This window comes from Exiguobacterium sp. s63, from assembly GCF_018617335.1.
Taxonomy (GTDB): Bacteria; Bacillota; Bacilli; order Exiguobacteriales; family Exiguobacteriaceae; genus Exiguobacterium.
The window spans coordinates 114,430-137,991 of record NZ_JACSKB010000001.1 but is presented as its reverse complement, the minus strand read 5'-3'; the positions used below and the strand labels follow the sequence as shown (position 1 = coordinate 137,991).

The window sequence follows — 23,562 nt, the reverse complement described above, 5'->3', positions numbered from 1 at the left end:
ACACTGTTTCTGTCAGATTCAGAGCGGGTAAAAACCCGATAAAAGGAGGCGATATCGTTGGATATTCGTGAACTGATTATGCAAGTGAATGACTATTTATGGTCATATCTTCTCATTTTCGTATTGATCATTGGGGGACTCTATTTTACGATTCGGATGGGATTTGTCCAATTCCGAATGCTCCCTGAGATGTTCAAGCTCTTATTTGTTAAAGGACTTAAGCATGAGAAAGGTCAGGTATCATCATTCCAGGCATTCGCAATCGGTACGGCTGCACGTGTCGGTACGGGAAACATCGCTGGTGTGTCGACGGCAATCGCTCTAGGCGGACCGGGTGCCGTATTTTGGATGTGGCTCATTGCTCTGATTGGAGCGGCATCTGCCTTTGTCGAAAGTACACTTGCACAAGTATATAAAGTGCATGACGGTAAAGCGTGGCGGGGTGGACCGGCTTACTATATCGAACGCGCTTTAGGAGAGCGCTGGTTAGGGATTGTCTTCGCTATCTTGATTACGTTCGCATTCGGATTTGCTTTCAATTCGGTACAGGCGAATACGATTGCCTTATCAGTGAACAATGTATTTGAAGTCGACACGGTTTGGGTCGGACTCATTTTATCCGTTATTACCGCAATCGTTATCTTTGGTGGGATTCGTTCGATCTCGACCTTGTCCGGAATCATTGTACCAATCATGGCAGGTGGCTATATTTTATTAGCCATTTGGGTCATTTTTACAAATCTTGATGTGGTGCCGCAAGTGTTCTCTGCCATCTTCTCGGAAGGGGTTCTCGGATTACAACAATTGTTTGGTGGTGCCGTCGGGGCAGCTGTTCTACAAGGTATTCGTCGCGGATTGTTCTCCAATGAGGCAGGGATGGGTTCTGCACCGAATGCCGCGGCAACGGCCGAGGTGAGTCATCCCGTCAAACAGGGATTGATTCAATCGCTCAGCGTATTCGTGGACACGTTATTCATCTGTACCGCAACGGCCATGATCGTCTTGATTTCAGGTGTGGAGGGCTCTGAAGCCTTCCAAGGAATCGAACTTGCCCAGGAGGCATTACTCGTTGAAATTGGTCCGATTGCGACTACGCTTATGACAATCGCGATTCTATTATTCGCTTTTAGCTCAATCTTAGCTAATTACTATTATGGCGAAACGAATATCGAATTCATCTCGGAGAAAAAGCAATATTTGATCATTTATCGCATTGCTGTCGTCGGAATGGTCATGTTTGGTTCCGTACGATCGGCAGGGCTTGTTTGGTCAATTGCAGATATCTTTATGGGACTCATGGCACTCGTCAACATGTATGCGATTTTCCGACTAAGTAAAGTCGCCAAGACGTTACTCGATGATTATATCGTTCAGAAAAAAGCCGGAAGAGACCCAGAGTTCTTCAAAGATGGGGTCGATCTTCCGGGTAAAGAACATATTGAGGCGTGGGAAGCGAAAAAAGAAGAAATCAGCTAAGTTGATCGAAGGGAGCTCCTGGCAACAGGAGTTCATCCTTCATCAATCTAATATTATTTCAATTACCGTATTTTAAGATAAAATAAGAAAGTAGAGAGTAATGATGAAACAAGTATTTTTGACAATCGTCAAGCGATTTTTTACAGAGCGTTTTTTTGATCAGGCAGCAATGTTGGCCTACTATTTTATTCTTTCGACGTTCCCATTTTTATTGTTTGTGCTAGGGATTGTCGGTTTTTTACCGTTTACAAGTGGGGACGTGATTCAAGCGTTGTCCCTTATCATGCCAGAAGCAAGCTATCGTTTGTTACAGGGGAACATTGAGGCAATCTTTGATAATTCTAAATTGAAATTGGCATCATTCAGTATCTTACCGGCGCTTTGGATTTCATCGATGGCAGTTCAGTCACTTGTCCGTGCATTAAACGATGCATATCGAGTTGTACGCAATAAGGCCTTTTGGAGAGGTCTGATCCAAGATATCGCGATTACATTGGCACTTATGTTCGTTCTTCCGTTCTCGCTACTTGTACCATTAATTGAGACGGCGCTTAGAGAATTATCTTCAAATGTGCTTTTCATTGATGAAATCGTGACAGACTATGCCCAAATCTGGTTCTATTTTCGATGGATTGTAGGGTCGAGCCTCCTATTCACCGTTTTCGTATTCGTCTATAAATGGTTACCAAGTGTATCTGGAACATTTAAAAACAGTTGGAGTGGCGCTGCATTTGCTACAGTGGGTATCTTAATCGTATCGAATGTGTTCAGTTACTATTCTCAGTTTGCAAACTATGAACAATTCTATGGACAATTAGGTGCCTTTATCGTTTTATTGATTTGGTTCTATTTAGCGGCAACTGTTATTTTGCTAGGAGGACTTTTAAATGCGACTTTGATGGAGAGAAAAGAAAAACTTCGCTAGACGTGTAATTGCTAGTTATCATTTAAAAGAATAGGGAATGGTAACGTAAGGTCCACATCATCTAAGCGGAGGTGGGAAACATGGATATGCAACGGCTCGTTCACAATCGTCGTTTCATCGATCAATCATTGTTTTACCTCGCCTTACATCTTTGGAAATGGGTTCTGTTGTTACCTGTCTTGTTCTACCTTGATGTCTCGTTTCGACATTCGCCGTTCTCTGAGTACTTGATCGTCAGTATCATCTTGTATCTCATGTTTCGTGTGATTCAATATGTCATTGCTAGCCGCGCCTCGTTTATGGAGTTAATAGAATTCGGCTATGCGGTATTGTCACTCGTTCTCGTATTCTCCTTTTTGATGGAAATCAATGCGCCACCCGTCGCCACTGCATTGATTGGTGCAGCATACTTGGTCCACCCAATGCTCGCGCTTCATCATTATCAAAATTTTTCGGAACGGAAGTGGTTGAATAAACAATTTCAACTGTTCAGTCCGATGTTACGTCAAGGAGAGGTACCTGTTCACGTTCTTGTATTGACGGAAGATGAGATTGTGATTACTGTAGAGAGTGGAAAAGAGTTTACGTACCGTCATATTTATTGGGGCGGTTTTTATGTAGAAAATGCTTCCTAAAAGGTGGTTACACAGTTGTTTAGTGGATTCGACAATATCATTGTCATTTTATTTTGGATTACGACATTCATAGCGTTCTTCAAGGGTGCATATGACATGTGGCGTGAATATCGATCGACTAAAGAGAAGTCGGTACTCTATTATTTGATTGTTTTGGTGATCACATGGTTTTGGTTCAACCCTTACGAATTAGTCGCCCTTCATCCATTCGTATTGATGGCGTATTACTGGAATCGAAACAAGTGGATGCGGAACGCGATGCTCGTATTGGTCCTCGTGCCATTCGTGATTCGTGTCTGGTTAATCGCAGCATCGATGTAAATACAAAAAACTCGGTTCCCTTCAAAGGAACCGAGTTTTTTGATGCATCTAATTATTCTTTCTTAGCAGCTGCCAATTCAGCTTCCATTTCACCGAATTCACGGTTGATACGTTTTTGTTCTTTCTGGCTAGTGAAGTTGCTGACAAGTACAATCGCCAACATACTCAAGAAGAAACCAGGGACCATTTCGTAAAGGACGGTTGAAAGTCCAGTCACAATCCAAAGAATGACGGTAACCGCACCGACGAGGATACCAGCGAGGGCACCTTGACGTGTCATCTTACTCCAATAAAGTGAAAGGAGTATGGCTGGTCCAAATGCAGAACCGAAACCGGCCCAAGCATAACCAACGAGTGTCAAGATTGTACTAGACGGGTTGAGTGACATAAGTGTCGCTACAAATCCGACGAGCAAGACACCGATGCGTCCAGCACGTACCATTGTTTTTTCACTTGCTTCTTTGTTGAAGAACTTACGATAGAAGTCTTCTGTCAAAGCAGATGACGTAACGAGCAACTGTGACGACACGGTAGACATGACGGCTGCAAGAATTGCGGCTAACAAGAATCCAGTGATAAACGGGTGGAACAAGACTTCAGAGAATCGAATGAAGACTGTTTCCGGGTCACCAAGTGGATTTCCTTGTCCGCGGAAATACGCGATTCCGACAAACCCTGTCATGACGGCACCAATGATTGAAACGGTCATCCAACTCATTCCGATTCGGCGAGCCGTTTTCAATGATTTCACATCACGAATCGCCATAAAGCGAACGATGATGTGTGGCTGACCAAAGTAACCGAGTCCCCATGCAAGAAGACCGATAATCCCAAGTGTCGACGTCCCTTTGAAGACATCAAACAAATCAGCGTTAATTGTCGTTGCAGAGTTGACAGCAGTGTCTACTCCACCAATATCTGTTAAAGCGACAAGTGGTACAAGTACGAGTGCCAAGAACATGATGACACCTTGTGCAAAGTCCGTCCAACTTACTGCCGTGAACCCACCGAAGAGGGTATACAAAATCACGACACTGATTGTAACGATCACACCTGTCTGATAGTTTAATCCGAATGAGCTTTCAAACAACTTCCCGCCAGATACAAGTCCGGCTGACGTGTAGAACGTGAAGAAGATGATGATGACGGATGCAGATAGGATCCGTAGCCAGTTCGAGTGATCTCGGAACCGATTCTCTAAGAAGTCTGGAATCGTAATCGAATCGTTCGCCATCTCTGTGAAGACGCGAAGTCGTGGAGCAACTAACAAGTAGTTCAAGTAAGCTCCGATGACCAATCCAACGGCTAACCAAATTGCTGATAGTCCAGTTGCATACATTGCACCCGGTAGTCCCATTAACATCCATCCACTCATATCCGAAGCTCCGGCTGACATGGCTGTAACTCCTGGCCCCATTTTACGGCCACCTAACATATAATCTGATGAATCGGTCGTTCGTTTATACGCAACGTATCCGATTAGAAGCATCATCACGAGATAAAGCGCGATTGATACCCATTCTTGCCATAGCATTGAATTACCTCCTATTAAGTTAAGAAATCTATTTAATCAACTCGTCCGCGATTGTGTGAAGACATCACACAGTTAGTAACTAAAGTTGAAAAGGCGAACTTGTGACTTACCTTACAGAACCTTTTAAATGATTGCAAACTGTCACCTTTTCAGAAAAACGGCTCTAAAGCCCATCATATCAACGGATAAGAGTGAAAATCCTTTGATAAAAAGTTTAAATATTCTGAATATTTGAAATGTTGAGGACTTCCCTGTGTAACATGGTTGTAACATTCATAGCTTTTTTTCTGAAAAAAAGCAAAAAGGAAGAACGTAAATTTCACGTTCTTCCATAAATTATTGAAATGCATATTCTTCTACAAGACGCATGGCCGGGAATGTTTGACCAGATTTTGCTTGCATAGTGACAAGAATATAGGTTTCTTCCTGATGATTCATGATAAATACCATCGTATATCCGGATTCATCCGTATAACCTGTCTTTGTGGCGGTCACATACTTTGAATAATTAACACTTCTTTCATTAATCGATGAGCCAAGGTGGTACCACCATCGACGTTTACCATTTCCATCTTTGTCCTTGAACTCTGCTTTATATTCATATGTCCCCGCAATTTCAACGAGTTCTGGATATGTACTGAAAGCGTATGCGATTTTGGCCATGTCGTTCGCCGTCGTGTAATGGTTCGGATCAGAATAGCCATGTGCGTTCATAAAATGAGTACCCGTTAAACCTAATACTTCAGCCCGTGCGTTCATCAATTTCACGAAATCATCGGTTGAGTCACTCGTGTATTCCGCTAAACTGTTTGCGGCATCGTTACCTGATTCGAGAAGTGTGGCATAAAGCGCTTGTCGCACGGTTAGCGTATCACCGATTGCGAGATGTGCGATGTGACTGTCCCACGGGATATCAAGTGTCGAACTCTTGATGGTGATGATTGGTTGATCAAGCTCGTTTTTCTCTGAAGCTTTCTCATAAGCGAGAAGCGCCGTCATCAATTTCGTAGTACTGGCTGGAAACACACGATCGTTTGCATTCTTGTCGATTAATATTTTCTGCTCGGTCACGTTGACGAAGGTAAGGGCACCAACAGGAATGTCCTCGTTCGCAATCAAATTAGTGTCACTCAGAGACCAACTTCCCATTTCGATTTTCGGAAAGACCGGACCTTGTTTCATCTGTTCAACTTCAGGGGTGGCCGCTTTTGCTGGAGTCGATGATTTTTGATCCTGCTTAAATCCGACTAATGCCGGGATCAATGCGAGGATTCCAAGCAACACGACCGCTGCAATCATTCTTCGCATGATGTACGTTCTTCTTTGATGTCTCCTTCTACGGGTCAAGAAAAGTCCCTCCTTTTATCTTTACATGATAAACATAATAGAAACCGCTCTCTTTTTTCGCTGTTAAAATAAAGAACTAGGTCAATGATTGACAGACGATGAAAGAATTGTGTTTCGGGTATAAGAGTAGAGATGCCACTTTTTGAGAGGAGAATGTGTCATGCACCGTTATCCGTTCACGAACTCGATTTGGCGACAACATGATTCGGGAGATCTTTACCCGCCGCTCGCCGTTTCGGAATCGACCGAAGTCGTCGTCATCGGGGCAGGGATTGCCGGGTTAGTCTGTGCCTATGAACTACAACGACGGGGGAAACAGGTGACGCTCTTAGAAGCGTTAGAGATTGGGCACGGGACGACTGGTCATACGACGGCAAAATGTTCTGTTCAACACGGAGCGATCTATCATCAGTTGATTCGTCATTTCAATGAATCAATCGCCCGTTTGTATTACGAGTTCAATTTAGAAGCACTCGCTTACTTAAATAATCAAGTGGCTGAAGGATTTGACTGTGATTATTCGGCAGAGCATTCGTTTCTTTATTCTAGGGAGGCGAACGAGGAACTTTCTAAAGAACTTGATGCCTATCGTCGATTGAAAATTGACGGGGGTGACGCCATGGAAGAAGTAAGAGCGGCTCTCCCATTCTCAATCGAGCAAGCGCTGGTAATCCACAATCAAGCTCAATTCCATCCCGTAAAGTATTTACGAGAATTAGCCGATCGTTTTGTTCGATATGGAGGAAAAATCTATGAACGAACGAGAGCGACGGAAGTGAGTCGGGGACCACGTCCGGTGGTCACTACATCTACCGGTAGAAGGGTACAAGCAAATCAGGTCGTGATTGCGACCCACTATCCGTTCAATGACTTGCTCGGTCTATATGTGTCAAAGTTTTCTGTTGAGCGTTCGTATATCGTTGCCTGTGAAACGAATCTTCCTCCGCTGAAAGGGATGTATTTAGAGGTCGGACAGAATAGCCGCTCGTTTCGATCCTACGAGGAAGAGGGAACGAATTATCTACTTGTCGGTGGCGAGGGTCATCCTGCGGGACAAGTTACTGACACGCGTCTGCGATATGATCGATTGGAGAATGACGCCCAGTCATATTTCGGGACGAATCGAGCATCCTATCGATGGTCGTCCCAAGATCTCATGACGCTAGACAAACTTCCATATGTGGGACAAATGTTTAAGCGAGAACGAGATCTCTTTGTAGCATCAGGGTTTTCGAAGTGGGGGATGACAAACGGAATCGCTGCCGGGATTTTACTCGCCGACCAATTAACAGGTCGGCCGAATCGATTCATTGAAGTGATGTCTCCACTCCGTCAATCGGTAAAACCTGCTGATATTGGCGCATTCTTTAAGACAAACTTAGATACGGTCACTCAGTTCACAAAAGGGACAGTCGATCGGGTGCTTGAACGAAGAGATGTTCAAGAGCTTCAGCTAGATGAGGGGGGGATCGTGCAAGTTGATGGGAAGACCAGGGGTGTATATCGAGACCTCGATAACCAGTGTCATGTGGTCAACCTGACCTGTACACATCTCGGCTGTACAGTGAAATGGAACAATGCCGAACGGTCATGGGATTGTCCATGCCATGGATCTCGCTTTGATGCGAAAGGGGACGTTTTAGAGGGTCCTGCCACAAAACCACTTACCTACAACAAGCGTGGAGATTTGTAACCTGGTGTCGGTAAAGGTTGACAGCTATAATGAAATAGAAAGAGAAAATATGACATATAGGGGTGACTTGAAATGGAAATAACGAAAGAATGGCGAGAACATTTTAAACAACTACGCGCTTTTGATGAAGCAATCTCTCTCTTATATTGGGATATGCGCACTCAGATGCCGGAACAATCGGCACCTTTACGTGCGGAGACGATTGGTTATTTGTCGACCGAGGCGTTCAAACGGCAAACAAGTGAATCATTTGCCTCACTGCTCGAGCGCATGTCAGATGAGGAGGGGCTCTCTGATGTTGAAGCACGTTCACTTGCTGTCGCAAAGACGCAATACGAGCGTAACGCCAAAATCCCACATGACGAGTATCAAGCCTATGTGACACTTGTGTCCGAGGCGGAAACAGCATGGGAAAAAGCGAAGGAACAGGACGATTGGGACATGTTCGCTCCGTACTTAAAGAAAATCATCGGCTTCCAGCAAACATTTGCGGAATATTTCGGTTATGAGAAGCATCCGTACGACGCACTCCTTTATGATTTCGAACCCGGCATGACGGTCGAACTGTTAGATGAATTGTTCGCCTCACTCCGAGATGAACTGGTGCCATTGATTCAACAGCTTCCGAAAGAATCGCTCTCCATGGATTGGTCGATGCCTGCGGACGTGCAAGAAAAAATTTGTCACGACTGGATGAACGTCGTCGCCTATGACTTGTCACGTGGTCGATTGGATGCGACCGTGCACCCGTTTGAGATTACAATCAACCGACGCGATGTCCGGATTACGACGAAATATGACGAAGCAGATTTCCGAAATGCTCTGTTTGGTACGATGCACGAAGCCGGGCATGCGACCTATGAGCAACAAATTGACCCGATGCTCGATGAACTCGGCCTTGGAGGAGGAGCATCGATGGGAATCCATGAATCGCAATCGCTCTTCTTTGAGAACTTCATCGGACGAAGTGAAGCGTTCCTAGGTCGCGTCTATCCGCAACTTCAACAGTTGCATCCAGCATACGAGGACATCAGCTTTGATACTTTCTACCGTGGGGTGAATGAAGCTAAGCCGTCCCTCATTCGGATCGAGGCGGACGAATTGACTTACAGTCTCCATATCATCATCCGCTACGAACTTGAAAAGGCACTCATTCAAGGGACGCTTTCCGTCGATGAGCTTCCGGCCGCGTGGAATGAAAAGTATAAGGAATATCTCGGGCTCGATGTTCCGTCGAATGCCAAAGGAGTTCTTCAAGATGTGCATTGGGCAGGTGGATCATTCGGATACTTCCCAAGCTATGCGCTCGGGTTGATTTATGCGGCTCAATTGACGGAGACGTTAAAAGCGGATCTCCCTGAGTTTGAAACGTTGATTCAAGACGGTGAAATCGAACCAGTCAAAGCTTGGTTGCAAGAACATGTCCATCAATACGGGAAGCGTCTCACACCGAACGAACTCATTCATAAAGTGACAGGTCAAGAAATCTCAGTACAGCCTCTTGTTCGCTATTTGACGAAGAAATATCAGACCGTCTCCAAATGAAGCGATTCGCACACCGAGGCGTGATGGCACACCTCCCGGAAAATACGATGTCTGCCTTCAACCTCGCACTTGAGGCAGGCGCAGATGGGATTGAGACGGATGTGCATATGACGAAAGATGGCGAACTCATTCTCATTCATGATGAAACGTTAAATCGAACGACAGATGGAAACGGTCTAGTTTCCGCCTGTACCATTGATGAATTGAGAGCATTCAATGCGGGGATCCGTCATGGTCGTGAGGATAAAATCCCGACACTTCAAGATTTATTGAAGCTTGTCCAAGACAAATCGGTGCTATTGAACCTTGAAGTGAAGACGGATGTCCTTCGGTATGAGGGAATCGAAACAAAGATCATCAATGCCATCGATGCAAGTGGGATTGAACCGTCTCGCATTTTGTTTTCCTCATTCAATCATGAGACCATTCATCGTTTAAAGAGGATGCGACCAGAAATCGAAGCGGCCATCTTGATTGCACAACCACTCTTTGACATGGTCGGCTATCTGAGAGCAGTCGGTGCCGATGGGGTCCATCCTCACATCGACCGCATCACGGATGCTGAAATCAAATGGTTGCAACAGAATGGTGTACCTGTCAGACCCTATACGATTAAGACAGATGCTCAACTCGAGCGTTGCCGAGCGTTACAAGTCGATGCCATTTTCGTCAATGACGTCGAGTGGTCAAGAAAAACCCTTTAGTTGCAGACTAAAGGGTTTTATATATTTTTTAGTAGGGAACTTCCTATATTGTAAAGGGAGCGCTTTCAATCGTGAGCATATCGGAGCACATTCACGGCATAGTGTTCCCTTTACGTCACTGTCGGATTGTCTTAAGTTTAAGATGTCACCGAGCTACATAGCAATCAGATGTAGCACACCATGTAGCACTGCATCACATTTGTTGTATGCACGTCGTAGGTTACCGTAGAAAAAAGGAGGAAATTTCACATGAAGAAGTTGATGTCTTTACTGGGTACTCTAGCACTGGCTTTCGCTTTCGTCTTACCGGTTAGTGCCGATGGACACGAAAACGCAATGGTCCGTGTGCTACATGCTTCACCTGATGCACCGGCAGTTGACGTGTATGTGGATGGGGAAGTCGCGGTCGAGGGAGCCGAATTCAAAGATCTCACAGACTATTTGACACTTCCTGCAGGGGATTACAACGTTGAAATCAAGCCGGCAGGGGATGCAGAAACAGTCGTTGTTGCAGCAGACCTTTCAATCGAAGCAGGCAAATATTATACAGCCGCTGCGATTGGTCAGCTTGAGAACATCGAAATCGCTGCAATGGAAGACGATGCAAACTTTGAAGACGGTAAATCGAAAGTTCGTGTCGCTCACTTCGCACCAGATGCACCAGCGGTTGATGTCGCACCTAAAGGTGGCGACCCACTCTTCTCAAACCTCGAGTTCAAAGCAGTAAGTGATTATGGCACACTCGATGCGGGGACGTATGACCTTGAAGTGCGTCCGGCTGGAGCGACTGATGTCGTGAAAGCACTTGACGGTGTCGCACTCGAAGGTGGCAAAAACTATACAGCATTCGCAATCGGACTCCTTGAAGGAGAACCAGCGTTTGAAGTCCTTCTCGCCGCTGACGGTGGAGAAATGGCGATGGCACCTGAGACAGGGCAAGGTGGACTTGCTCAGACGGCATCAATGAACTGGTTGCTCGCGGCAGCGGTAGTTGGAGCGGCAGCGGCTGGGTTCTACGTCTTTCGTCGTCAGAAGCAAGACGCTTAAACTTCTCTTTATAGGAGGTCTCCTATTTCTTATCTTTGACTCACAAGCAGACGCTCCAGACAAAACCTTTGTCATGCCGAAGGCTGATTTTGCAGAACCTCTCGTATTGACATCAAAACAGATTGATCGACAGTCGTTTCACACGAATCGATTCGTCCCATCCCGACTGATTATTCCATCGATTTCCGTCGAGGCATCGATCGAAGCGGTCGGGAAGGACGAGGTCGGTCGAATGGACACCCCGTCCGAAGTGGACAAGGTCGGGTGGTATCAATATGGAGCGAAAGCAGGAGAGATGGGAAATGTGGTGTTATCCGGTCATCTCGATGATCTGAACGGTCCAGCCATCTTTGCGAAGTTAAATCAACTTCCAATTGGAGAAGTGGTGACCCTCCAACGGAAAGATCAAATCGCAACGTATGAAGTGGTCAGTGTCAACCAATATCGAGTAGATCAAGTGCCGCTCGCATCGATCTTTGCGGCCACACAGGCAAGTCGGGTTCAATTGATTACATGCGCAGGACCTTATGATGAAAATCTGGGGTATCTCGATCGTATCGTGGTCACGGCCCATTTAGTTGAATCTAATTAAAATGAGATGCGACCATAAGGTCCGCATCTCCTTTTTTGTATGAGTCAAGCATCCATTCGATCTAATAATTTCGAAAGTAAAATGAGTTCGTCATCAGAAAAATCATGGAAGACATCCATCAAATATTCGATCTTCATGTCTTCAAGTGTCTCAAATAATGCACGACCTTCATCTGTCGCTTGAAGTTCGACGACACGACGATCACGCTCGCTACGTTCGCGAGAGATCAATCCTTTTTTCGTCAACTCGTCAGCAAGTGCCGTGATCATCGAAGCCGAGAATTGAAACTCGTTCGACAAAGCAGAGGCGATTTGAGGACTTTGTTGGCATAGAGAACGTAGGATGAAGAATTCATTACGGGTTAGATATTGTGAGAACATCGAACGGAGATTTTTTTTCACTCCGCGATAGTTCATTCGGATTCCACGTTCAGCATCAGCGACGAGCTGACGACGTGAAGCCGTCTGTACAGGTGTTGTCATCCTCGAAACTACCTCCTGGCAAAAATATTATTCATATATACTTCAGATCATAAAAACATTCTACATCAAAAACATGTTGTCTGTAAAGTTATAGAGGCTCATCTTTCGTCCGAATTTGTTGGATGATGTCTTCATAATGTTTCAGGTCGGGATAGAAGCGTCTAAAGAAGAATTCAATTTGAGGATCATCTCCTTCCGCCAATAGTTTCGCAAGGACAGCATAGACAACCCCCATCCCTTGTCTTGGTAACAAAGAGGACGGTAAATGCGATGCGCATTCAACGGCACTCGTGAAATACATAGAGAGTGTGTCATTCAAATCTTTGAACGTTCGAATATCGGCGTAATGAAACATTCTCGTCAATTCAACGATGGCCGAGAGATCGGTCTCAAGCAACCATTCGCTCTGGAAAATAGCATTGTCTAGTTTTTCAACAGTTTGATCGTTCGCGATGTAATAATTCAAGTTATCTCGCGTGATTGTCACTTTTTCAGGGGAATCAAGAATTTGTTCGACCGTTTCTTGTTCGAACGTCCGCAATTGTTTTCGGATGTTAACGAACTCAGAGTCGGCAATCTCCAAAAGACCAGCGACCCGGCTGAAACTTCGTTTGATTTCCGGTGGGACAGCATTTGGGTTTTTGTATCCGAGGTCATGTTCGATTTCTGCCCAAGCATGCTGTAAAATCGAGCGGACTTGTATTTCTGCCTCCTTTTCAGCAAATCGGCGATATTCTCCAAGCGCAAGTCGTTTCTCGCTCAGCTCTACCACGTAGTGCACGGAAAGATAACCGAATTCATTGGCATCTAGTAATGTCGACTTGTCAATGGACTGTTCACGGTCGATGGTGAACTCGTCCTCTAATATTTGTGCGACGGCCCGTACGTCATCATGGAAATACGTCACAATCCGAATCCCTGCTAAATCCTGGACATCTCGTAATGAGCGATACTGGTATGGTTTTCGTGATAGCTTAGCATACAGGCTGTCCGCTTCCTTGGCACGTGCGACAATTGAATGAAATTGGATTCCGGCTTCCGTCAACAGTTCACTGAGGAGTGCTTTCAGCTTTGTGGCAAACGCCTCGTAATCTTCTTTTTCATTCAAGTATTCAAGCATGATTGTATTCAAGTCTTGTTTCGGCACGGAAATCACTCCTTTTCTCTAACTTTAGTATATCATCATCATTCTGAAACGATATGATAGCATGGAAGCGTCACAGAAATGAAAGGGGATGGAATGAATGCATACGTTCCGATCAGGTGAAAGAGAGAAAGTTGAAATCATTGCGGGGTTACTGCAACAAGCAGGGTATCGTATATCTCGAATTCGGGAAGAAGAGAACAAGTTCGTCGTCACCGCTCGATTAGAGGGGAGATCAATGATTGAAGGGGAGCGAGAGCGAATCAAAGGAATCGTGGAGCACTTCGGGATCGAAGAATGGACGCACGAATAAACTTCAAACAATCATGTTTATCTGCTCATTTTCGGGGAATAATAAAAACAATGAAATAATTGTGAACGTATAGGAGGATGGGCATGTTAGAGACGAGAGTAGTGAATGATATGACGACTGTGGACCACGAGGTGAATGAGATGGTCTCGGGCGGCTGTGTGAACGAACATATTTATTTATTTGCGAAAGATGAAGAATTGACGGTTCGTTTGGCCGCAGAGGCCGGCGTCCAGCCATATCGTATCCCGGAGAAAGGGATGTTCGAGTCGTTGTTATCTAAGTTCACGAGCAACTCAGATGACCGAATGGAACAAATGGAGAGCCTCGGACTCACGAAAGAAATGGTCGAATCCCTCGAACATGAAATTAAAGACGGAAAAATCGTTTTAGTTTGTGATAAATGAAAATGGACCGGCAACCCCGGTCCATTTTTTATTTTGTCTGATAATAGGCATTCACGATACGGCGTAACGACTGGTGATCGAGTCGAAGTGGGGAAAAACCGGCATCTCGTAATAACTGTTTCGTGTTCTCGTCATGGAAGGTGATGTTTCGATTCAAATAAGGATTGAACACTTTCACCATCTCGTTAAACGATTGTTCAACTGAACTGAGTGTCGTAGCCGGTGTCTCCGTAATCGTCAGATGTGGGAATGATAATGAGTCTTTCATATAATCAAGCATCGTCTTGTTTTGTGGTGGTGCATCGTTCGTCACGTTGTAGATGGTGCTCGCCTTTGCGTGCTCGATGGCGGCCAATAAGACGTCCGCAACATAATCGACAGGGACGAGGTTTGAAGTGCCTGTCGCGGACCCGATCAGCCGTATCGTGTCAAGGTCATGACCACGACGCTCTAACTTACGTTTGAACAATTCAAGGGCTTTCATATAGCCGTACATCGTGAATTTCGAATCCGCTTCACCCGTCTTAGAGTCCCCGACGATGATGGCTGGTCGGAAGATTGACACGTCAAACTCATCTCGCATCTGCCAGACGGCTTGTTCGGCGTGGGCCTTGCTCTCTTCATACGGATTTAAAAACGATTGTGAGACATCGTAAAGTGTTTCGCCACCGACTTCTTTAGCACCGAGTGTATAGGCGGTACTCACATGGAAAAATCTCTGGCAATCAACCGCCTGAGCCAATCGAAGAGCCTCTTTCGTTCCGGTCAAGTTCGTCTCAAACAATTCTTTGCGGAGTCCTTCATCAAATTTGACGAGTGCCGCCATGTGAAGGAATAAATCAATCTTCCCAGAATGTGTATCGATGAAGCGCTCATCCGCACCAAGCGCTTCTGCTGTCAAATCCCCTGATAACACGTCAATTGATTCACGTTCTTTCTCAGTGAATTGAGCCTTTACTTTCTCAGGTGTCCGGGCAAGCATGCAGATCCGATGTCCTCGTTGAATCAACTCTTTGGCGAGCCGTCCTCCTAAAAATCCAGTTCCACCAGTCATAAAAATATACAATCGCGTTCTCCCTCTCTATCGCATTCTTCATCCATCATACCAAGTCTCGTGTGATGTAGCCACTTCACCTCTTTTGAAATTCCATGTTTAGAAAAAATAGAAGTCGGTTATCAACTATAGAGAAGCGTACAAACGGTGCGTAACGACAGCTTGCCTGTCAAATCCATTGAAGTGAGGTTTTAAAGAATCATGGCAAATCTATTCGGAACAGACAAGGATGACGTAGCAAAGAAGCAACAAGAGATTGAGAAAACGGTACAAGAGAAAGGCATCACCCAAATCCATCTTTACTTTTCAGATGTACTCGGTGACTTGAAACTCTTGACCCTTTCGGCAAAATTGTTGCCAGAGGTATTTGAAGGAAAAACGATGTTTGATGGCTCTTCCATCAACGGATTCTCTTCCATCAAAAACTCTGACTTATTCTTGAGACCGGATTTAGATCGTCCACGGTATGAGCAAGATGGGGATGAACAGATTTTAGCGTTCTTCTGTGACGTATGTACACCGGAAGGAGAGCGTTACGAATACGACCCACGAAATGTATTGAAAGAGGCCCTTGAACGTGCTGCTCGTGATGGGTACTCGGTATTTGTCGGAGCGGAGCCTGAATTCTTCATCTTTGATGAGAATGGGGAATTTTATGACGAGGCTGGATACTTTTCAACCCGTTCAGAGGACAAGGGTTATGAAGTCCGACAGCATATCGCAAACCGCTTGAGCAATGTTGGGTTCAACATCGAGGCCGTACACCATGAGGTCGCGCCTGCACAACATGAAATCGGCATCAAATATGACGATGCTCTCCATACAGCAGATAACATCCAGTTCTTTAAGGAAATCGTTAAAATCGCAGCAAAAGAAAAAGGAGCTTCCGTTTCCTTCTTGCCGAAACCGTTGCGTGATGTGAACGGATCTGGAATGCATCTCAACATCTCGGTATGGAAGAATGACGACGCTGGGAATGCGACGAACAACGCATTTGATGAGGCTGATGCAGATTATGGTTTGTCGAAAACGGCACGTCACTTCATTGAAGGAATCTTGAAGCATGCTCGCGCGACCGCCATCTTCACGAATCCACTACCTGAATCATATGAGCGGCTCGTGCCAGGATTTGAGGCACCGGTCAATATTTGTTGGAGCCCATCGAACCGTAGTTCGATGATTCGTATCCCGGCATCCCGTGGAAGTGCGACACGCGTCGAAGTTCGAAATCCTGACCCGAGTGCGAACCCTTATTTAGCACTCGCCGCCCTCATCTATGCAGGTCTTGAGGGAATCGAACAACAACTCGTCCCATCTTCACCGAATGAAGACGACTTATTCGAGTACTCGGCGAAACAAATTGAAAGTCAAGGAATCGCTTCACTTCCAGCGACATTCCATGAATCGATTCAGTCACTGAAACAAGACAATTTCCATGATTACTTTAACCACAATATGATTGATCGTTACTTGTCACTCATTCAAGTACGAAAATAAAAAGAAGCCAGCCGAATTGAATCGGCTGGCTTCTTTATTAGATTAATGAATTCCACGCATATACACTTTGATCTTCGGTGCAAGTGCGAAGAGAATCAAACTTAAGACGATGGCAGCACCACCGATCATCCCGAAATAAAGCATCTCATTCTCTGGTGAATAGAACTTGACGAGTTGCGCGTTGATTCCTTGTGCGGCAGCATTCGACAAGAACCAGAGTGACATCGTTTGAGCAGAGAATGCAGCTGGTGCAAGCTTTGTCGTTGCCGACAATCCGACCGGAGACAAGCTCAACTCACCCAAGACGACGATGAAGTAGCTCAATACGAGCCAGAGCGGATTGACGAGGGCATCAGGTCCACTAAAGTAGGCAGGAAGCAGGATGACCAAGAAACTGATTCCGGCAAATAAAATCCCGAATGCGAATTTCGTCGGAATGCTCGGCTCACGATCACCGAGCTTAACCCATAGCCAAGCAAAGACCGGGGCAAGCATGATGATGAAGAGCGGGTTCAATGACTGGAACCAAGCCGGCGACAACGTGAAGCCGAAAAACTCGAGATCGGTCCGTGTATCCGCATAGCTCGCAAGGATTGTCGCCCCTTGTTCCTGGATGGCCCAAAACATGACCGATGCGATGAACAATGGGATGTACGCGATGATTCGCGAGCGTTCCACTTCTGTCGTCTTCGGACTACGATACATGATGATGAAGTAAGCCGTCGGAATCGCAATCCCGAACACCCCGACCAACGTAATGAAGGTGTTGATTGTGAACCATCCGATTGGAATCAAGATGGCAAGTAAGATGGCGATGGCAATGGTAACGATACTGACGACTTTGATTGTCTTTTTCTTTTCGTCAGGCGTCAATGGGTTTGGTACATATGAACCTGCCAAGCCAAGGTTCGTCTTACGCGTCATCACAAAGACGACGAGACCGATGAACATCCCAATGGCAGCAAGGGCGAAGCCCCAATGGAAACCATAGTCTTTTTGCACTTGACCGACGATGAGTGGTGAAATAAATGCACCCAAGTTAATTCCCATATAGAAGATACTGAATCCAGCGTCACGACGGCGGTCCGTCTCACTGTACATATCCCCAACAATGCTTGATACGTTCGGTTTAAGCAACCCGGTACCGATGACAATCAATGCCATCGAGATGAACAAGAACACGACACTCCCTGGAATGGAGAGCACGATATGCCCGAGCATGATGAACACACCACCGAAGAATACGGCCCGTGATGTCCCGAATATCCGGTCCGCAAGCCATCCCCCAATGACCCCAGACATATAGACGAGCGCTCCGTAAACGGACATGATGGAGAGTGCGACGTTTCGGTCAAGCCCTAGTCCACCTTCGGAAACCTCATAATACATATAGAATACGAGAATAGCCCGCATGCCATAGTATGAGAAACGTTCCCAAAACTCTGTAAAGAACAATGTGAACAACCCTTTCGGTTGTCCTAAAAACCCTTTTTGTGGAACACTATCCACGATTGTTTGTTTGTCGATCCTTTCCATGAAAGATCCCTCCTTAACCGTTTTATCATAAAAAGGATTGTTATGATTGTAAAGTGAATTGAATGATAATTTCAAATTTTAATACAGTTGAAAAGAACGAAAAGACCACACTTCCGTAAACATAGAGTGTGGTCCAAAAGTGACTACGCCGACTTCTGTTTCGCTTCCGTCGCTTGAACATGACGTCCGAGTTGCCAATAGATGATTCCTGAGAGGCAGCTCGCGCAGCCGATCAGAATCAATGCGATGTGTCCTGCGCGATTGTCAAAAAAGATACTTGCGATAATCGGAGCCGTGACACCACCAATCAACCATTGGATGCTCGCAGCCCCGTTATAGGCACCACGCATATTTTCTGGTGCAATCAAAGCGATGAACGTTTGTTGTACGGGAGACATGATCATTTCGCCGAGCGTATAGAAAGCGTAAACGACTAGTAATACTGTGACGAGTGGTACGTATGGCGTGTCGAGCGCGTATAATAGTCGCGGCACGATCGCGATCAACATCATCCCGACCCCGAATACCGTTGCTCCAGCCAACATGACTTTTCCAAACGGTTTGTTCCCAAGTTTTGATGCGATCGGGAACTGAAGAAGGACGACCATGATTCCGTTCAGTGCCAATAAATACGGGAATGGATTCTGTTGCGCTGTGTACGTTGGAAGCGATTCTTTCAAAAAGAGCGGTAACATACTCTCGACGACAGAGAATCCCATTGATATGAATATACCCGCAAAGATAAAGATGAGAAACACGCGATCATTATAAAATACGCGCAATACTTCTCGATTACTTGGCGTCTCTTCTTCTGTGCTCTCAGGTAGTGATTCATGAATGAATGTCCCGAGGGCAAGTGCATATAATCCGAAAACAAATGCCGCTGCGAAAAAGATTAGTTCGCGGTCGATGAATAAGACGGCACTCCCAAGAAGAGGACCGAATGCAGCACCGATATTATGTCCCATCCGGAGGAGACCGAACGCTTCATTCATATGCTCAGGTTCTGTGACGTCAGCGACCATTGCACTAGCCGCAGGATGGAAGAGTGAGTTCGTCAAACCGAGCATGGCGTTCAATAAGAGTAGGGGCCAGAACGAGTCCGCGAATGCAAATCCGATCAATGCAAGCGCATCGCCGACAATCGCAATCATCATGATTGGTTTGCGTCCGTATATATCCGCGAGTCGCCCTCCGATGATGGATCCAAGGAGGGCCATGATTGGACCAGTTGCCATAATGATTCCGACTTGAAGGTAACTATCCAACTGGTCGCTATAATATAAGACGAGGAACGGGGCAATCATGAACATCATAATCCCTGTGATGGTTTCACCAGAGAAACGAATCCAAATGTTGCGATCTAATCGTTTGAGTGATTGAAACATAAAAGTCACCTGCTTTATTTAATTTTGATACACAAAAGGGACGTCATATGCATGAAGGCATACGACGTCCCACGTTGTTTATGCATGCCTCGATAGGCAGGCGTCTTAGATATGAATCAATCGAAGAGGTGCCTGCCAATCAGTATGAACTTGAGTGAATGGTTTCGAAGATACAACTGACATGGGAACCTCTCCTTTCTATTATTTGTTAATCTTCACTTCAACTGTATGACACATTTATTCAATATGTCAACTAAATTGTGAAGGGGATCAAAGTAACTCGTTTAAATTTTTTCGATTGAGTCGATAATCGATTAACCGAGATAAAACGACTTGAATCATGGCCGTGATGGGAACGCTCACAAACATTCCGATGAGACCGAACAAGCTGCCCCCGATGATGATTGAGGTAATGACCCAAAATGGCGTGATGCCAACGCTGTCTCCTAAAATCTTTGGACCGAGCCACAGTCCATCGAATTGTTGTAGCAGGAAGATGAATAGGAGCACGAGCAACGCCGTGAACGGGTCGTAAAAATAGGTGATGATGAACGCCGGAATCATTCCAAGAAGTGGACCGACATACGGAATGAAGTTTAAGACACCGACAATGACCCCAAGCAATAAGGCGTATGGCGCACCAATCAGTAAAAGTCCGATGACAGCCAGCACACCGATGATCAGACAGTCAAGAGACTTCCCGATGATGTACCGTTTAAAGATGTAATCCATCTCTTGAAAAATATCGATGGTAGTCTTAGCAGTACCGACTGGCAGCAACGCATAGAGAAGGCGCTTGAACATACGGGCAAAGACTTCTTTATCTTTCAATAAATAAATCGAGATCACAATCCCGATCAAGAAGTTAATCAAGGTCATCGTGAAGCTGGAGACATAACTGACAGATGAAAGTACAGCCGTCTCGACCCAACCCGAGTAGCGTGCTTCGAATTGAGCAAAATCAATCGCTTTGGCGATGGTCGCATTATAATCTTTCAAATAATTGTTCACGTCTCCAAGAAATGCATCGATTTGTCGAATGTAGACCGGTAGTTCTTCGATCAATGATGCGAGACTCGAGTAAATCCGCGGGAACAACGTGACGACGGAAATCGCGAGGATTCCGATAAATGTGATATAGACGATGAGTAGTCCTTGATACCGCTTCAAGTGGAACCGTTCTTCAATATAAGAGAGTACGGTGTTGAGTAACAAGGCGATGGCAATCCCCATGATGATAGGGGTCAGTAACTGAAACGTGTATTGTAAGACACGTGAAATGGTATCCGGTTCACTGATGACACGCCATAAGACGAGTAAGATCAGCCCGATGACACTCAGCTTCCAAATAAGTTGACGATTAAGCTCCAATGCTCTATCCCCTCATACAAATATAATTTTTCTACTCTTTTACTATGAATGTTTTTTGAAAAGGATTCAATAGATGTTCACCTTGAAAAAAATGTTTGACACCGTTGGGAATGTCTGGTTAACTTAGGGACATACAAAAATTACATAACGAATGACACTTTCTATCAAGAGAAGCGGAGGGACTGGCCCGATGAAGCTTCAGCAACAGATTGCAAAATACTGTGCTAATTCCAGCAAGGTGACCTTGAGAGATGGAAAGGTGGTTGACTACATACGTCTGTATCGAGCACCCCTTTCCTCAGAAAGGGGTGTTTTTTCGTATTAGGAGGACCAATTATGGCAGACAGACGTTCCAAGTTATTAAAATCATTACCGACACAACACTTCGTCGGCTTAGCAGAGGAAGTCGCGGCAGTAGAAGCGAGTGGCAAGACCGTCATCCGACTCGGACAAGGCACCCCCGATTTACCAACGCCAGCTCCAATCTGTGAGGCGCTTGAACGAGCATTAACTGACCCGACGACACATCAATACGGACCGTTCCGAGGGCAGGCTCGACTGAAAGAAGCAGTGGCCGCATTTTATCACCGGGAATACGGAGTCGACCTCGACCCTGCGCGAGAAGTGGCCATCTTGATTGGCAGCAAATCGGGTCTCATCACGTTGCCCCAATGTCTTCTTGAGCCGGGTGAAGGCATCTTGCTCCCGAACCCCGGCTATCCCGATTATATCTCGGGCGCGCGTCTCGCGGGAGCGGACATCATCGATTTGACGTTGAAGGAAGAACACGGCTATCTCCCGGATTACGCCACGCTCGATCCGCTTCATGCTCGACTCATGTATTTGAACTACCCGAGCAATCCGACCGGTGCCGTCGCAACGCCAGCATTCTTTGAGGAAACTGTTGAATTCGCCGCAAACCATGATCTGATGGTCGTACACGACTTTGCCTACGGGAGCATAGGCTTTGATGGGCATGTCCCGCCAAGTTTTCTCCAAGCAGACGGAGCGAAAGAAATTGGGATTGAAGTGTATACGATGTCGAAGGCGTTCAACATGTCGGGATGGCGTGTCGCGTTCGCAGTCGGGAACGCAGATATCATCGAGGCGATCAATACGTATCAAGATCATGTCCACGTCTCTGTGTTCTCTGCCATTCAAGAAGCAGCGATCGTGGCGTTAGAATCCCCGCGTGAATTACGTGACGACTTAGCCTCACTTTATGAAACAAGACGAAACCGATTGATTGACGGGTTACGACGCGCAGGGTGGGCGATTGAGGCACCGAAAGGTTCTTTCTTCGTATGGGCGAAAGTTCCTGAGGGTGATGGGAAATCATTCTCGACAAAGTTACTACACGAGGCGGGCGTCGCCATCACACCGGGTTACTTTTTTGGAACGGAGGGGGAGCACCACATCCGGTTTGGTCTCGTATCATCGGAACAGAAGATTGATGAAGCGGTAGAACGGATTGAGAGACTGTTTGCAGCCTATGAGGAGGTGCATTTGTGATTCGTCAGGCCGTGCTCGAATATGACCATTCGAATGATGCTCTCGATGACCTTCATACGTTGATTGGCAACCGAGAGGCACTCATTTTGAGAGGATTGAACGGATACGACGAAGCGGTACGCGTGTCCCCTCGTATAGCTGAAATTCCAAGTATACGATTTAACGGAGAATGTTCAGACGAAGAAGTCGAACGACTAAAAGCTCATCGACCTGACGTCTGGATTGCCGTCGGTGGTGGTAAATTGATTGATACGGCGAAGCGGATTGCATTCACCCAGTCGGTCCCGCTCATCATCGTTCCGACACTTGTGTCAAACTGTGCCACCTTCACCCCGCTCAGCGTGATCTATGGTGAAGATGGTACATATTTACGATATGATACGTTCCCCGTCGTCATCGAGCGCGTCATTGCGGACAGACGACTGTTACGCGATTCGCCTTACGATTACTTCAGAGCCGGGGTGATTGACACGGTCGCGAAGTGGTTCGAGGCTCGATATATTAGCGGAACAACATCAAGAGATGCAGGGATTCACTCGGGGCTCTCACTTGCAGCACAATGCGGCGCGTTGATGGATTTGTCCATTCGTGAAGATGATTTCCGCCGTTACGACACGGACATCCGATTTATCGTCGATCATGTCCTCGCCATCGGTGGTGCCGTTGGTGGATTCGGTGATGCTGGCACCCGTGTCGCCGTCGCCCATGCGGTGCATAACGCACTCAGTCGTTTTGACTCGACGCATCATTGGTTGCACGGGGACAAGGTAGGCTTTGGGCTGATCGTTCAAGAACGAATGATCTCATCCGAAGATACATTATTTCTTGAAAAATGGCTACAATCCATCGATGCACCGACGTCACTTGAACAACTTGGGATTCGCTTTGACCAAATCGATGAGTTGGTCGATTATGTCGTCGAAGAAATGACGATTCAAGGCATTCACAAGGTCGAAGATACCGACCGATTAAAAGAAATTTTAAGAAATCTTCAAGAATTAGTTTACAAATAATTCTTTTATCAGTAATATAATAACAAAAT

Annotated in this window: 22 protein-coding genes and 1 riboswitch; of the genes, 14 read left to right on the top strand and 8 right to left on the bottom strand. The window is 45.9% G+C overall.

Features of this window, described 5'->3' with window-relative positions:
- Positions 1–57: 57 nt before the first annotated feature.
- From KNO90_RS00700 to KNO90_RS00685, 4 genes are all read left to right on the top strand, one after another.
- Positions 58–1,476 (top strand): alanine/glycine:cation symporter family protein, encoded by a 1,419-nt coding sequence (locus KNO90_RS00700; protein ID WP_214740748.1) that lies wholly within the window; start codon positions 58–60, stop codon positions 1,474–1,476.
- Between the two features lie 103 nt (positions 1,477–1,579).
- Positions 1,580–2,401: a YihY/virulence factor BrkB family protein gene (locus KNO90_RS00695; RefSeq protein ID WP_215112785.1), complete on the top strand. Its 822-nt coding sequence runs from the start codon at positions 1,580–1,582 to the stop codon at positions 2,399–2,401.
- A gap of 80 nt (positions 2,402–2,481) precedes the next feature.
- Complete coding sequence (locus tag KNO90_RS00690) at positions 2,482–3,036, top strand: hypothetical protein (RefSeq protein ID WP_214740744.1); 555 nt, start codon at positions 2,482–2,484, stop codon at positions 3,034–3,036.
- 96 nt (positions 3,037–3,132) lie between these two features.
- Positions 3,133–3,357 (top strand): hypothetical protein, encoded by a 225-nt coding sequence (locus KNO90_RS00685; RefSeq protein WP_251127292.1) that lies wholly within the window; start codon positions 3,133–3,135, stop codon positions 3,355–3,357.
- A gap of 52 nt (positions 3,358–3,409) precedes the next feature.
- Here KNO90_RS00685 and putP read toward each other — a convergent pair whose 3' ends face one another.
- Both putP and KNO90_RS00675 read right to left on the bottom strand, forming a co-directional pair.
- Positions 3,410–4,891 carry a sodium/proline symporter PutP gene (gene putP, locus KNO90_RS00680; RefSeq protein WP_214740740.1) on the bottom strand — a complete coding sequence of 494 codons (1,482 nt, stop codon included), beginning with the start codon at positions 4,889–4,891 and terminating at the stop codon, positions 3,410–3,412.
- A 336-nt stretch (positions 4,892–5,227) separates the two neighbouring features.
- Positions 5,228–6,199, bottom strand: coding sequence for a D-alanyl-D-alanine carboxypeptidase family protein (locus tag KNO90_RS00675; protein ID WP_215112784.1), 972 nt, complete (start codon positions 6,197–6,199; stop codon positions 5,228–5,230).
- A 199-nt stretch (positions 6,200–6,398) separates the two neighbouring features.
- On the opposite strand from KNO90_RS00675, the gene KNO90_RS00670 reads away from it, so the two are divergent.
- From KNO90_RS00670 to KNO90_RS00650, 5 genes are all read left to right on the top strand, one after another.
- Entirely contained in the window at positions 6,399–7,931 is a 1,533-nt protein-coding gene (locus KNO90_RS00670) for an FAD-dependent oxidoreductase (protein ID WP_215112783.1), read from the top strand.
- Between the two features lie 72 nt (positions 7,932–8,003).
- The gene (locus KNO90_RS00665) at positions 8,004–9,476 is read left to right on the top strand and encodes a carboxypeptidase M32 (RefSeq protein WP_215112782.1); all 1,473 of its coding nucleotides are present in this window, start codon (positions 8,004–8,006) and stop codon (positions 9,474–9,476) included.
- Positions 9,473–10,180: a glycerophosphodiester phosphodiesterase gene (locus KNO90_RS00660; RefSeq protein ID WP_214740732.1), complete on the top strand. Its 708-nt coding sequence runs from the start codon at positions 9,473–9,475 to the stop codon at positions 10,178–10,180. Before KNO90_RS00665 ends, KNO90_RS00660 begins: the two co-directional genes overlap by 4 nt.
- Positions 10,181–10,429: 249 nt before the next feature.
- Positions 10,430–11,227 carry a DUF4397 domain-containing protein gene (locus tag KNO90_RS00655; RefSeq protein ID WP_215112781.1) on the top strand — a complete coding sequence of 266 codons (798 nt, stop codon included), beginning with the start codon at positions 10,430–10,432 and terminating at the stop codon, positions 11,225–11,227.
- A 73-nt stretch (positions 11,228–11,300) separates the two neighbouring features.
- Positions 11,301–11,819 (top strand): class F sortase, encoded by a 519-nt coding sequence (locus KNO90_RS00650; protein WP_214740728.1) that lies wholly within the window; start codon positions 11,301–11,303, stop codon positions 11,817–11,819.
- Between the two features lie 44 nt (positions 11,820–11,863).
- On the opposite strand, the gene KNO90_RS00645 is transcribed toward KNO90_RS00650, so the two are convergent.
- A complete protein-coding gene (locus KNO90_RS00645) occupies positions 11,864–12,301 on the bottom strand; it encodes a MarR family winged helix-turn-helix transcriptional regulator (RefSeq protein WP_214740726.1) in 438 nt (145 codons plus the stop codon).
- An 88-nt stretch (positions 12,302–12,389) separates the two neighbouring features.
- Positions 12,390–13,448 (bottom strand): GTP pyrophosphokinase, encoded by a 1,059-nt coding sequence (locus KNO90_RS00640; RefSeq protein ID WP_353047816.1) that lies wholly within the window; start codon positions 13,446–13,448, stop codon positions 12,390–12,392.
- Between the two features lie 97 nt (positions 13,449–13,545).
- On the opposite strand from KNO90_RS00640, the gene KNO90_RS00635 reads away from it, so the two are divergent.
- Both KNO90_RS00635 and KNO90_RS00630 read left to right on the top strand, forming a co-directional pair.
- Positions 13,546–13,758, top strand: a complete 213-nt coding sequence (locus tag KNO90_RS00635; protein WP_215112780.1) for a hypothetical protein — start codon at positions 13,546–13,548, stop codon at positions 13,756–13,758.
- An 83-nt stretch (positions 13,759–13,841) separates the two neighbouring features.
- Entirely contained in the window at positions 13,842–14,162 is a 321-nt protein-coding gene (locus KNO90_RS00630; protein WP_214740722.1) for a YflT domain-containing protein, read from the top strand.
- Between the two features lie 28 nt (positions 14,163–14,190).
- Here the strand turns inward: KNO90_RS00630 and KNO90_RS00625 are convergent, their stop codons facing one another.
- Positions 14,191–15,228, bottom strand: a complete 1,038-nt coding sequence (locus KNO90_RS00625) for an SDR family oxidoreductase (RefSeq protein WP_215112779.1) — start codon at positions 15,226–15,228, stop codon at positions 14,191–14,193.
- A gap of 189 nt (positions 15,229–15,417) precedes the next feature.
- Here KNO90_RS00625 and KNO90_RS00620 point away from each other — a divergent pair, with 189 nt between their 5' ends.
- A complete protein-coding gene (locus KNO90_RS00620; protein ID WP_214740718.1) occupies positions 15,418–16,713 on the top strand; it encodes a glutamine synthetase family protein in 1,296 nt (431 codons plus the stop codon).
- Positions 16,714–16,755: 42 nt separating this feature from the next.
- Here the strand turns inward: KNO90_RS00620 and KNO90_RS00615 are convergent, their stop codons facing one another.
- The 3 genes from KNO90_RS00615 to KNO90_RS00605 all read right to left on the bottom strand — a co-directional run bounded on the left by KNO90_RS00615 (position 16,756) and on the right by KNO90_RS00605 (position 21,008).
- Positions 16,756–18,249: a peptide MFS transporter gene (locus tag KNO90_RS00615; RefSeq protein ID WP_214740716.1), complete on the bottom strand. Its 1,494-nt coding sequence runs from the start codon at positions 18,247–18,249 to the stop codon at positions 16,756–16,758.
- A 143-nt stretch (positions 18,250–18,392) separates the two neighbouring features.
- On the bottom strand, positions 18,393–19,637 hold the full coding sequence (locus KNO90_RS00610; protein WP_214740714.1) for an MDR family MFS transporter: 1,245 nt from the start codon (positions 19,635–19,637) through the stop codon (positions 18,393–18,395).
- Positions 19,638–19,907: 270 nt separating this feature from the next.
- On the bottom strand, positions 19,908–21,008 hold the full coding sequence (locus KNO90_RS00605; RefSeq protein ID WP_214740712.1) for an AI-2E family transporter: 1,101 nt from the start codon (positions 21,006–21,008) through the stop codon (positions 19,908–19,910).
- A 158-nt stretch (positions 21,009–21,166) separates the two neighbouring features.
- Positions 21,167–21,266: riboswitch (SAM riboswitch) on the top strand.
- A gap of 78 nt (positions 21,267–21,344) precedes the next feature.
- On the opposite strand from KNO90_RS00605, the gene KNO90_RS00600 reads away from it, so the two are divergent.
- Both KNO90_RS00600 and KNO90_RS00595 read left to right on the top strand, forming a co-directional pair.
- Positions 21,345–22,520, top strand: a complete 1,176-nt coding sequence (locus KNO90_RS00600) for an aminotransferase class I/II-fold pyridoxal phosphate-dependent enzyme (RefSeq protein WP_215112778.1) — start codon at positions 21,345–21,347, stop codon at positions 22,518–22,520.
- Positions 22,517–23,533: an iron-containing alcohol dehydrogenase gene (locus KNO90_RS00595; protein ID WP_215112777.1), complete on the top strand. Its 1,017-nt coding sequence runs from the start codon at positions 22,517–22,519 to the stop codon at positions 23,531–23,533. The genes KNO90_RS00600 and KNO90_RS00595 overlap by 4 nt, the downstream gene beginning before the upstream one ends.
- Positions 23,534–23,562 lie beyond the last annotated feature (29 nt).